General features: G+C 69.6%; 10 protein-coding genes and 1 tRNA gene. 7 read left to right on the forward strand and 4 right to left on the reverse strand.

All coding sequences use genetic code 11. The features are described 5' to 3' along the window. Nucleotides 1–67: 67 nt before the first annotated feature. Complete coding sequence (gene ligA / locus KUTG_RS04345) at nucleotides 68–2,059, forward strand: NAD-dependent DNA ligase LigA (RefSeq protein ID WP_043715065.1); 1,992 nt, start codon at nucleotides 68–70, stop codon at nucleotides 2,057–2,059. 1 nt (nucleotide 2,060) lies between these two features. On the opposite strand, the gene KUTG_RS04350 is transcribed toward ligA, so the two are convergent. Beyond that, complete coding sequence (locus KUTG_RS04350) at nucleotides 2,061–3,104, reverse strand: epoxyqueuosine reductase (protein WP_084578888.1); 1,044 nt, start codon at nucleotides 3,102–3,104, stop codon at nucleotides 2,061–2,063. 117 nt (nucleotides 3,105–3,221) lie between these two features. Between KUTG_RS04350 and KUTG_RS63165 the strand changes: the two genes are divergently transcribed. Beyond that, the gene (locus tag KUTG_RS63165; RefSeq protein ID WP_043715068.1) at nucleotides 3,222–3,839 is read left to right on the forward strand and encodes a DinB family protein; all 618 of its coding nucleotides are present in this window, start codon (nucleotides 3,222–3,224) and stop codon (nucleotides 3,837–3,839) included. Here the strand turns inward: KUTG_RS63165 and KUTG_RS04360 are convergent. Together KUTG_RS04360 and KUTG_RS04365 are read right to left on the reverse strand one after the other, a co-directional pair. Continuing rightward, on the reverse strand, nucleotides 3,825–4,796 hold the full coding sequence (locus KUTG_RS04360; protein ID WP_052393926.1) for a LysR family transcriptional regulator: 972 nt from the start codon (nucleotides 4,794–4,796) through the stop codon (nucleotides 3,825–3,827). The genes KUTG_RS63165 and KUTG_RS04360 overlap by 15 nt on opposite strands. Next, entirely contained in the window at nucleotides 4,786–5,730 is a 945-nt protein-coding gene (locus KUTG_RS04365; RefSeq protein ID WP_052393928.1) for a LysR family transcriptional regulator, read from the reverse strand. The genes KUTG_RS04360 and KUTG_RS04365 overlap by 11 nt, the downstream gene beginning before the upstream one ends. A 296-nt stretch (nucleotides 5,731–6,026) precedes the next feature. Here KUTG_RS04365 and KUTG_RS55250 point away from each other — a divergent pair, with 296 nt between their 5' ends. From KUTG_RS55250 to KUTG_RS04390, 5 genes are all read left to right on the forward strand, one after another. Then, complete coding sequence (locus KUTG_RS55250; protein ID WP_063753480.1) at nucleotides 6,027–8,846, forward strand: cytosine permease; 2,820 nt, start codon at nucleotides 6,027–6,029, stop codon at nucleotides 8,844–8,846. 16 nt (nucleotides 8,847–8,862) lie between these two features. Beyond that, nucleotides 8,863–9,315, forward strand: coding sequence for a thioredoxin family protein (locus KUTG_RS04375; RefSeq protein ID WP_043715072.1), 453 nt, complete (start codon nucleotides 8,863–8,865; stop codon nucleotides 9,313–9,315). 41 nt (nucleotides 9,316–9,356) lie between these two features. Then, nucleotides 9,357–9,428 (forward strand) — tRNA-Cys (locus KUTG_RS04380). A gap of 26 nt (nucleotides 9,429–9,454) precedes the next feature. After that, entirely contained in the window at nucleotides 9,455–10,141 is a 687-nt protein-coding gene (locus tag KUTG_RS04385; RefSeq protein WP_043715075.1) for a tRNA-dependent cyclodipeptide synthase, read from the forward strand. 23 nt (nucleotides 10,142–10,164) lie between these two features. Then, nucleotides 10,165–10,515 carry a rhodanese-like domain-containing protein gene (locus tag KUTG_RS04390; RefSeq protein WP_043715077.1) on the forward strand — a complete coding sequence of 117 codons (351 nt, stop codon included), beginning with the start codon at nucleotides 10,165–10,167 and terminating at the stop codon, nucleotides 10,513–10,515. Nucleotides 10,516–10,578: 63 nt separating this feature from the next. Here the strand turns inward: KUTG_RS04390 and KUTG_RS04395 are convergent, their stop codons facing one another. Further along, nucleotides 10,579–10,923 (reverse strand): hypothetical protein, encoded by a 345-nt coding sequence (locus KUTG_RS04395; RefSeq protein WP_043715079.1) that lies wholly within the window; start codon nucleotides 10,921–10,923, stop codon nucleotides 10,579–10,581. Between the last annotated feature and the right edge of the window lie 73 nt (nucleotides 10,924–10,996).

Below are 10,996 nucleotides of genomic sequence, written 5' to 3' on the forward strand. Positions count from 1 at the left end.
ATCGTCGACCCGTCCGTGCTCGCCCGGGCGCGGCGTTTTGTCGGGGGTTGGCGGTAGCGTCTGCGCCGTGAACCCCGGGGAACGCATCCAGGAACTCGCCGACCAGGTCGTGGCGCTGCGCGACGCCTACTACAGCGGCTCGCCGCAGGTGGCCGACGCCGAGTACGACGCCATCGAGGACGAGCTGCGGGGCCTGATCGCCGCCAACCCGGAGCTGGCGCCCGACCCGAACCCGCTGGAGCAGGTCGGCGGGCCGTCGGTGCTGCACGCCCCGGTCCGGCACTCGCGGCCGATGCTGTCCCTGGAGAAGGCCACCCGCCCCGAGCAGGTGGCGGCGTTCTTCGACCGCTTCCCCGGCCAGCCGATGGCCGTCATGCCCAAGCTGGACGGCCTGTCGCTGGCCGTGATCTACGAGGACGGCCGGCTGGTGCGGGCGGTCACCCGCGGCGACGGCACCACCGGCGACGACGTGACGTTCCTGGTCCGTGCCCTGGTCGACGGCGTGCCCGAGCGTATCGACGCGCCGGGGCGGGTCGAGGTGCGGGGAGAGGCCGTGATGCTGCGCTCCACCTTCGCCGCCTACAACGCCGCGCACCCGGACAAGCCGCTGATCAACCCCCGCGGGGCGGCCGCCGGCACGCTCCGGGCCAAGGACCCGGCGACCGTGGCCGAGCGGCGGCTACAGCTGTTCGCCTTCGACCTCTACACGTCTGCTGACGGCGCTTCGGCCGACCTCGAACAGGCGTTGTCGGCGCTCGGGCTCGCCGCCGCCGACATGCGGTTGTGCGCCGACGCCGAGCAGGCGCAGGCCGTGATCGCCGGGATCGAGCAGAGCCGCAACACCCGTGACTACGACCTCGACGGCGCCGTGCTGCGGCTGGCCAACCGCGACGCCTACGGCGCCGCCGGCACCCGGTCCAACTCCCCGCGCGGGGCCCTGGCCTACAAGTTCGCGGCCGAGGAGAAGACCACCGTGCTGGCCGATGTCGTGTGGGACGTCGGCAAGACCGGCAAGATCGCCCCCGTGGCCCACCTGGAGCCCGTGTTCGTCGGCGGCACCACCGTCACCCGCGCCACCCTGGCCAACCAGGAGGTCATCAAGGCCCGGGGCATCCGCATCGGCGACACCGTCCTGGTCCGCCGGGCCGGCGACGTGATCCCCTTCGTCGCCGGCGTGCTGGACGAGTCCAAGCGCACCGGCGACGAGCAGGAGATCGTTCCCCCGACCCGCTGCCCCTCGTGCGACGAGCCGCTGACCGAGCAGGGCAACAGCCGGGAACTGTTCTGCACCAACGCTTCCTGTCCAGCGCAGACCACCCGCCGGCTCATCCACTGGGCTTCCCGCGCCGCCGCCGACATCGAGGCCGTCGGTCCGGTGTGGATCGAGCGCCTGGCCGAGTCCGGCGACCTGGAGAACCCCTCCGACTTCTACACCCTCACCAAGGAACGGCTGCTGGAGTTCGACCGCATCGGCGAGGTCTCCGCCGCCCGCATGATCGAGTCCATCGCCGCCAGCCGCGGCGTCGGCCTCCGCCGCGCCCTCATCGGCCTGGCGATCCCCATGGCCTCCGAGGGCACCGCCTCCCGCCTCTGCCGCGCCGGCTTCCCCTCCCTTGAGGCCGTCGCCGACGCCGCCGAGGAGGAGCTCACCGCCGTCGACGACATCGGTCCCCGGGTCGCCGCCTCCCTGTCCGCCCACCTCACCCGCCTGCGCCCCGAGATCGACCGCCTGCGTTCCCTCGGCGTCACCCTCGACGTGCGCACCGAGGACCTGCCGCCCGTTGTCGCCGCCGGCGCTCCCCTGGCCGGCAAGACCGTCGTCGTCACCGGCTCCATCGCCGACCCCCGCTCCGGCGAGAAGGTCCCCCGCCCCGCCTTCCAACGCCTGTGCGAGAAGGCCGGCGCCACCATCGCCTCCTCCGTCTCCGCCAACACCGACCTGCTCATCACCGGCGCCGACGTCGGCGCCAGCAAGCTGACCAAGGCCGAGAAGCTGGAGGTGGAGGTCGCCGACCAGGCCGACATCTGGCGTCAGCTCATCGACGCCGGCATCGCCTGACCTAGTCGGACTTCCGGGGTCGTCGCTGGCCGCCGGTGACCTCGATCGTCTGCTTGTGCGGGAACCGCTTCTCCACGTGCGCCTTGGCCTCGGAGCCGGGCAGGACGTAGATGGGTTCGACCTTGTCCTGCAACGGTTTCAGCACCAGGTTCATGAAGGCCTTGCGGTCGTCGAGGTAGGGTTCGAGGACGTCCTCGCCGGCCGGGCAGACGGCGAGGCAGTAGGCGGCCTTGTAGTTGGGCTTGAAGGACAGGCTCTGCCACATGGAGGCGTTCTCGGAGTCCGAGACCCGGTCCCGGAACTCCTCGCCGTCCTTGCTGTCGGCGATGGTCTCCACCCATTCGGTGAAGCCGCCCATGAACTCCCGGTAGTTGTGGGTGGAGCAGGCCCGCCAGTCCAGCACGCCGTCCTTGCTGATGGCGCCAACCGGGCAGGCGGCGACGCACAGCTTGCACTCCAGGCAGGGGTTGTAGTCCAGCTTCTGCCCGTGCTCGCTGATCTCGGCGTCCACCAGGATGGTGCCCAGCAGCACGAAGTTGCCGTACCTGGGGTGGATCACGTTGCGGTGGATGCCCATCGCCCCCAGGCCGGCGGCCACGGCGATCGGTTTGTGGGCGACCACCCAGATCCGCCCCGGGTACTTGCCCATCTCCATGGGGAACGTCGCCGACGGGTTGATCGCCCGATACCCGGCGTCCTCCAGCGCCCGCACGATGGCGTGCGCCGCCTCGTTCAACAGCTCGCCCGTGCGGTGGAACTCCTGGTTGGCCACGCTTCGGGCCGGTGACCGGACGTTGTCGCGGTTCATCCTCGCCACCAGGCTGATGAAGCTCTTCGTCCCCGGCAGCGCATGCTCGGCGTGCTCGACCTCGCTGGCCAGGTCCTCGTGGTCGATAGGCACAAAGCCCACATCGTCCACGCCGGCGTCCAGACACAGCTTCCGGAGCCACTCCGCGTCGATCACACGCGCCGGCCCTCCCCCAGGCCTCTCGCGCACCGCCTTCACGTTCGGGTGCTCCACCAACCGCGCCGGCAAGTTCGCCACGCCCGACCTCCTGGGTCTCCCGATGCAACTCACACCAGCCTCGCAGAGTGAGTTGGAAAACACAACCCACCGACAAACCGTTCGCCCCGGATGCCCGAGCCGAGTTAGCCTCCGCCGATGTCCGTCACCGCAGCCGATCTCGAGCAGACCGTTCGCCTCACCGTCGCGACGTTGGGCGCGGCGTTGGATGCGAACTGGGAGGCCAAGGCGGGTCCGCTGGAGTGGACCTGCTGGGAGACCACGGAACACATCGCCGACAACTTCTTCTTCCACGGGGCGCAGCTGGCGCCTGGGACGCCATCGACGGAGAAGATGGTGCCGTTCGCATGGGCGCGGCATCGGCCGGACGGGCCGGGGCTGGTGATCTTCGCGGATCGGAAGGCAGGGCCCGAAGGTCTGGTGCGAGTGGTGGACGCGTGCGGGGGCCTGATGGTGGCCATGCTGCGGAACGCATCACCGGACGCGCGGGCCTACGACACGGGAGTGCTTTCCCCGGAAGGGTTTGCGGCCGTCACCGTCGCGGAGACGTTGCTGCACATGGACGACGTGACGAAAGGGCTGGGCCAGACCTGGGAGCCGCCGGCGGAGCTGGCGGGCAAGGTGCTGGACCGGTTCTTTCCGGACGCGCCAAGGGAAACGGACCGGTGGGCGACGCTGCTCTGGGCCAGCGGCCGAGGCGAGCTGGAGGGCCACGAGCGGCCGACCGAGTGGCAGTACGCGCTATCGGGACTCTGACAGCTCCCACGACTGGGGATCACGGGCCCAGTCGGCGAACACGGGGCTGCGACGGGCCTCGTGCCAGTAGGCGCTGCGGAGCTCGGAGATGAGGGTAGAAGCGGCGGGGGCGAGCGGGCTGTCGACCCGCCAGGCGAGGGCGTGCTTGCGGGAGAGGGCATTGCCGGCCAGGAGGCGGCAGACGACACCGGGCGCGAGGGCGGGAGAACCGGCCTGCGAGAGGCTGATCGCGCCGTTGCGGACGACCTGGAGGGATGCCTGCTCGTTGGTGCAATGGTGGCTGACGGAAGGCCGGAAGCCCAGGGCGGCGCAGCTGGCGAAGAGGTACTCGTGGAAGCGCGAGGAGTCGACAGGATGCAGCACCCACGACTCGTCGCGGAGATCGGCCAGCTCCACGAGGGAGCGGTCAGCCAGCGGATGGTGCTCGGGCAGGAGCACGGCGGTGGGATCGGCCATGAAAGCGGTTACCCGCACGTCGGGCGGCAGCGGGTGCTCGTAGCCGGGGTACTCCTTGATGGCGGCGAGGTCGAGGCGGCGGTCGCCGACCATGTCGATCAGGCGCAGGACGCAGTCGTCGATCTGCACGGAGACGGTGCCGCCCTGCACGGCCCCGGCGACGAGACCGCCGATGCGGCCGGCGATGGCGCTGCACACGGCGCCGACGCGGAGCACGGACGGCCCAGCGTTGATCATGGCGCGCTGGTCGATGTCGGAGAGCAGGTCGTCCATCAGCGGCAGCACGGAGTCGACGCGGCGGAGCAGGGCCTCGCCCATGGCGGTGGCGATGACGCCGGAGTCGTGGCGCTCGAAGAGCCGGTAGCCCAACTGCTTCTCCAGCCGGCTGAGCTGGCAGCTGACGGCGGGCTGGCTGACGCCGAGGGCGGAGGCGGCCCGGGACAGGTTGCCCTCCCGGCCGATCGCGGCCACCAGTCGCAGCTGCCGAACCTCAAAGCCCATGCTCACTCCACAAAGGACGGAGAAGGAAAGCGTCATCCTCGGCCACCCGACGCCGATACCCGCCGATCACGGCGGCGCAGACCGACGAGGCGTGCACGGCGAACTCCCCGCTGGTGCGCCAGGCCAGGAAGTGGCGTAACACCAACGGATTCCCGGCCAGGAGTCTGACCGCGATGCCACGACGGCCGGGACGAACGGGGCGCGAGGGGCACACGCCGTGACCGCCGGCGACGAGGTCCTCACGGACGTCGGCGGCGTCGACGTCGACCCAGACCCGCAGCGGGGCGCCGTCCCGCTCGCACAGCTCACGCAGCCGCGAACCCAGGAAGTCCAGGCCGGCCGGCAGGATCCACGGCTCGCCGGCCAGGTCAGCAAGCCGGATCTCGTCGGCGTCGGCGAACGGGTGCGTGTCGCGGACGGCCACGAACACGGGCTCGGTGATCAGCGCGGCGGTGGCGACGCCGTCCCGTGGCGGAATGTCCGTGGCCAGATCGCACAGCAGGACGGCGTCGACGTCGTCCTCGACCAGCTTGGTGATCAACCGGGCCTGCCACGGGTCGGCGCGGCCGGTGAGCTGCTTGCCCGGCGTGACGTCCCGCAGGGCATCGGCCAACACGCCCAGCAGGTCGGCGCTCTGCCAGTCGATGCGGAACGGCTGCCCGACCCGCGCCGGCCCCCGGTGGAACTCCCGGTCCAGCTCGTCGAAGGCCGTGACGACCGCACGGGCCCGGACCAGCAGCGCCTGACCGAGCGGCGTGGCCCGCACGCCCAGGTGGTCACGCGCGAAAATCGCGCCGCCGACCGTCGATTCAATTCTTCGGAGCTGGTGGCTGAGGGCGGCCTGAGGCAGTCTCAGTTCGGCGGCGGCCCTGGTCAGACTGCCGGCCGTTTCGATCGCACGAAGAACCCTCAGGTGCCTGACGCCGAGCTCCATTCCGAAACGGTACTTCCGATGCCTCTGTCCGGTTACCTACTTTCGTCGGCCGCAGGGTAATACTGCGGTCGTATTCTGCACGTGAGGTCGGCTCATGGTGGCCGGATCTGTGGCTATAACCCGGCGACATGCCCATCCGGCAGTACCCGCGGGCAGCGCGGCGCGCACATCATCGGTGCTGGATCCGCAGCAGGCGGACCCCCGCGGCGAAGCGGGAGCGTCGATCCGGAGTGAGGCGTCATGTCCCGTGATCCGCGAAACGAGAAGCGGGGTCACCTTTTCCCCGGACACGACTAATGACCACACAGGACCGGATCATTCCGGGAACCGACGACTACTCGATCAGCCGCATGCCCGATCACGCCCGGCGTTCCTGGTTCGGGGTCGCGGTGCAGCGACTGGGGCAGATCTCCTCCTTTTCGCAGTTCTTGATCGGGTCTGCGCTCGGATTCGGAATGACGTTCTGGGACGCGGTGCTGGCGATGGCGCTCGGCGTGGCCATGCTGGAGGTGGTCACGGTGCTGCTGGGCATGGCCGGCGCCCGCGAAGGTCTGTCGATGTCGATGCTGAGCCGTTGGGGCGGCTTCGGCCGCAAGGGATCGGCGCTGGTCGGCCTGCTGCTGACGGTCAGCCTCACCGGCTGGTTCGGCGTGCAGTCGGGGGCGTTCGCCGAGGGCCTGCACAGCATTGCCGGCGGCCCGCCGACCTGGGTGTGGGCGCTGGCCGGCGGCGTGGTCGTGGCGCTGATCGCCACCGGCGGCTTCGTGTCCATGGCCTGGACCGCGTACGTGACGGTGCCGGCGTTCGTGCTGCTGGCCGGCTACTGCGTCCTGCGCTACCTCGGCGAGCACTCGCTGGCCGAACTGACCTCGGGCCCTCCCCCGGGTCCGGCGATGACCATCGCCCAGGGCGCGACGATCGTGGCCGGCGGCTTCATCATGGGCGCGATCATGACGCCGGACCTCACCCGGTTCAACCGCAGCCCGGGCGACGTGGTCAAGCAGACCGTGCTGGCGGTGACGCTCGGCGAGTGCGGGGCCGGGGTGATCGGGATTCTCCTGGCCCATGCCGCGAAGTCCTCGGACATCGTCGGCATCGTGACCTCGTCCTCGGGCGTGATCGGCACGCTGATCCTGGTCGCGGCCATCGTCAAGGTCAACGACGTCAACCTCTACTGCGCCTCCCTCGGCCTGGTCAACGCCGTGGATGCCCTGAGCCGCAAGCGGATCCGCCGGGTGAGCGCGGCGCTCGGGCTGGGGCTGGCCGGCTCCGTGCTGTCGGCGCTGGGCATCCTCGACCACTTCACGTCGTTCCTCACCGTGCTGGGCGTCATCACGCCGCCGGTCGCGGGCGTGTTCGTCGCGGAGTACTACCTCGTCCGGCGCTGGCGGCCTGGACTGGACGAGTCCCGCGCGAAGGGCGAACTGCCGGCGCAAACGCCCGACTGGGAGCCGCGCGGCCTGATCGCATGGGCCGCCGGGGCGGCGGTCGGGCTGACCGTGGACTTCGGGATCCCCAGCCTCAACTCGATCCTCGTCACCTTCGTGCTGTACCTGCTGCTGGCCCGCCGGTCACGACCACGCGCCGCGGACGAGGAAGCCCACAACTCCGCCCCAGCCCCCGCGACAACAACTGTTGTCGAGTTCCGGGTCGACGGAAGAACCGAAGGTGGTTGTTTTCCCATGCGTCGTAGGCCCGTCCACGTCCTGCTCGTCTGCTGCCTGTCCGCGTCCGTCGGCTTCGTCGCGGCCTCGCCGGCCCGGGCGGCCGACGACCCGGAGATCGGCACCGACGGCTGGGTGCACGTCGAGCCCAACGGGGTGGTGCTGGGCCGGGATCCCTACTACCCCAAGGACGGCAACGGCGGCTACACCGTGGCCGACTACAAGGTCGACATCAGCTACGACCCTGCGTGCAAGAAGCTCGTCGGCAAGGCCGTGATCACGGCCAAGACCCTCCAACAGCTCAAGCAGTTCAACCTCGACCTCCAGGGACTTCAGGTGTCCTCGGTCAAGGTGAACGGGGCCGACGCCACCTTCTCCCGGGCCGACGAGCACGAACTCGTGATCGTGCCGGCCACCGCGCTGGACAAGGGCGTGGCGCTGACCGTAGAGGTCGCCTACTCCGGCGCGCCGTCCTCGATCGACACGCCACAGGGCAAGACCGGCTGGCAGGCCCTACCGGACGGCGGGGCGGTGGCCGTGGGCCGGCCGCACTCGGCGCGGACCTGGTTCCCCCTCAACGACACCCAGATGGCCCGGGCAACCTTCGACCTCACCGCGACCGTCCCGAGTGGATGGTCGGTGGTCTCGATCGGCAACCAGCAGCCGTCGACCACCGCCGACGGCAGGACCACGTTCCACTGGAAGGAAACCACCAGCGCGCCGCCGCAGTCGATCGCCATCGGCATCGACAGGTACCAGTTCGAGGAGTCGAAGCTGGCCGACGGGACGCCGGTGGTCAACGCCTTCGCGCCCGGCGGCAACCACGAGCTGGCCGCGATGCTGCCCGAGGTCATGGATTTCCTCAAGGCCACCTTCGGGAACTACCCGGAGGACGCCCTCGGCGGCGTGTTCCTGCCGAGCGCCATCGGCTCCACCACGCCCGCGCAGGGCCGGCCGTTCTACGGCGGCGACGCCGACCTGAACACCCTCATCCACGCCATGGCGTACCAGTGGTGGGGCAACGCATTGACCATCAAGATGTGGAAAGACTTCTGCATGGCCGACTGCTTCGCCCAGTACGCCACCTGGCTGTGGGACGCCAAGCACGGCGCCGACCTCGACGCCCGGTACCGGCAGATCGTCGAGTCCAACCGGGACAGGCCCGAGCTCTGGGCCACCAACCTCGAAGACCCGGGCGCCGGCAAGGAGTTCACCGCCGCCGACAAGGGCCTGCTGTTCGTGCACGCGCTGCGCGAACGGGTCGGCGAGGACAACTTCGCCAAGCTGCTGGTCAACTACGTGAAGATCAACAAGAACTGGTGGAACCAGGGCTGGTACGACTGGGAGCTCTACGCCAAGGCCGCGACCCAGCAGAACCTGGACGACTTCTTCGCCGCGTGGTTGCACAGCGCCAAGATCCCCGAAGACAAGTTCCTTTACCCCGCCGAATAAACTGGGAGAAACCGCCATGCGCAAGATCGCCATGCTCACCGGCGCGGTGGCCGTCGCCGCCGGCACCATGCTCGCCACCCTGGCCCCGGCCGGCGCCGCGCCCGCCACGGGCGAGGAGAACATCGTCGAGGTCACCGCGGACAACTACGACTCGGTGATCAACTCCTCCGCCGACAAGCTCGTCATCTTCGACTTCAACGCCACCTGGTGCGGGCCCTGTCAGCAGATGAAGCCGGTCATCGAGAAGCTGGCCAAGGAGGGGGCCGACGCCGGCAAGTGGACGCTGGCCTCGGTCGACGTGGACAAGAACGGCCCCATCGCCGACAAGTACGGCATCCAGTACATCCCGACGCTGATCCCGGTGCGCAACAAGGCCGAGCTCGCCGACAGCCGCCAGATCGGCTTCGACACCGACGGTGGCGAGGCCACTCTGACCAAGTACATCGAGGACCAGCTCGCCAAGGGATGACCCCACGTTCCGGCCCGGCGCCCCCGCCGGGCCGGAACGCCGGCGGGGTGGCCGAGTGGCTCAGGCAGGGGTTTGCAAAACCCCCTACGCGGGTTCGATTCCCGCCTCCGCCTCCCTCTCTCGTGACAGGAGAACCCGTTTGTTCACCGAGGAACCGCTGACTTCGCACTGCGCGGGCGTGCGGGACAGCAGCGCGCACGCCTGCGTCGGCGTCAGCCCGTTCAACGGCTACTACACCGCCGAGCGCATCGGCCAGCTGGCCGCGTGGGTCCGCGACAACTTCGACGACTTCCACTTCTTCGTGCCCGACGAGGCCGCCGCCCACACGTTGGAGGCGGTGGGCTATGAGCCGGCGCGGGCCCGGCACAAGGCCCGCCGGCAGGGCAATCTCGTGATCAACCGCATCGGCCGGGCGCTGGCCGACCTGGGCGTGCCAGACGCCGGCAGACACATCCTCGACGCGGCGCGATTAGCCGTGAACCCGGCGTACCAACGGATCCACGACGAGGTGACCCGCCTTTTCGCGCAGGACAAAGACTTCCGCATGCAGACGATGGCCAGCTCCGAGTGGGTGCTGGCCAAGCGGCTGCCACCCGGGTCCGCCCCGACCGAGCGGCAGCGCCTGCTGGCCGTGCGGTACTTCCTGGCCGAGCTGCCGCTTTTCCTCGACACGCCGGGCATTGTCGGTCGCCCGGCCTCGGTGTTCGTCTACCACCAGCGCGTCGAGTTCCTCAACCGCCTGTACCACGGCGAACTGGCCCGCCGACCGGACCCCGCACAGGGCTTCCTCGTGCTGACGGCGGCCGAGGCCGTCGTTCCCGTGTGATCCCAGCGAAAGGAGCACCAGCCGTGCTTCCCGTCATCACCCGACAGGACCTGAAGGCGGCCATCGACGCCGGCGCGGTGACCGTCGTGGACACCATGCCGGTGGCCTACTACGAGAAGGAGCACATCGAGACTGCGGTGAACATCCCCGGCTTCCCGTATGAGAACGCCGCCGAGTTCACCCGGTTCCACGCCCCCGAGGTGCTGCCCGACCGCGAGGCGACGGTCGTGGTGTACTGCGCCAACGTGCCGTGCCGCAACAGCGAGCTCGTCGGGGCCGAGCTGCTCAACCTCGGCTACGCGAGCGTGTACAAGTACCGCGAGGGCATCGAGGACTGGGTGGGGGCCGGGCTGCCCACGGAGACCGGCCACTAGCCGGGTATTCCGCACGTGAGGATTGATCAACTCGGGATGATCGTCGAGTGGGATGTTATTTGATCATCTCGGCTGGGTGGGGTCGACACCGAGTAGGTCCAGGAGCCTGGCTTGTAGCGGGGGTGGTTGCGGAATCCCTGGTGGTTGCCCGTTGACAGCGGGAATCAGGCGAAGCCGGGCGAGCGCTTCGAAAATCAGCCGCCCGGTGGGCTTGGCGGGTCTGCCCGCGTAGAGGCCGTCGAGCGTGATGTGCGGGGCGATCGCCTGCCGGACTTGACGTTCGATCAGACAGAAGATCAGCAGTGCCAGGCAGATCACGGTGATCAGGGCAGCGATGCGCCGGTTGTTCTTCACGAACAGCGGTGCCACTGCCAGGGGGCCTTTGACGGCGCCGTAGCGGCGTTCCACAACCTCCTGGCCTTTGTAGCGGATCAGGATCTCGGCCGGGTCGACGTCGCGGGCAGGTTGTCAGCAGCGCGTA

The sequence above is a fragment of the Kutzneria sp. 744 genome (assembly GCF_000568255.1).
GTDB lineage: Bacteria > Actinomycetota > Actinomycetes > Mycobacteriales > Pseudonocardiaceae > Kutzneria.

What these genes read in the sequence shown, in the direction of transcription:
- KUTG_RS63165 (WP_043715068.1), top strand. Translation starts at nt 3,222, where the DNA reads ATGTCCGTCACCGCAGCCGATCTCGAGCAGACCGTTCGCCTCACCGTC.
- KUTG_RS04360 (WP_052393926.1), bottom strand. Translation starts at nt 4,796, where the DNA reads ATGGGCTTTGAGGTTCGGCAGCTGCGACTGGTGGCCGCGATCGGCCGG.
- KUTG_RS04365 (WP_052393928.1), bottom strand. Translation starts at nt 5,730, where the DNA reads ATGGAGCTCGGCGTCAGGCACCTGAGGGTTCTTCGTGCGATCGAAACG.
- KUTG_RS55250 (WP_063753480.1), top strand. Translation starts at nt 6,027, where the DNA reads ATGACCACACAGGACCGGATCATTCCGGGAACCGACGACTACTCGATC.
- KUTG_RS04375 (WP_043715072.1), top strand. Translation starts at nt 8,863, where the DNA reads ATGCGCAAGATCGCCATGCTCACCGGCGCGGTGGCCGTCGCCGCCGGC.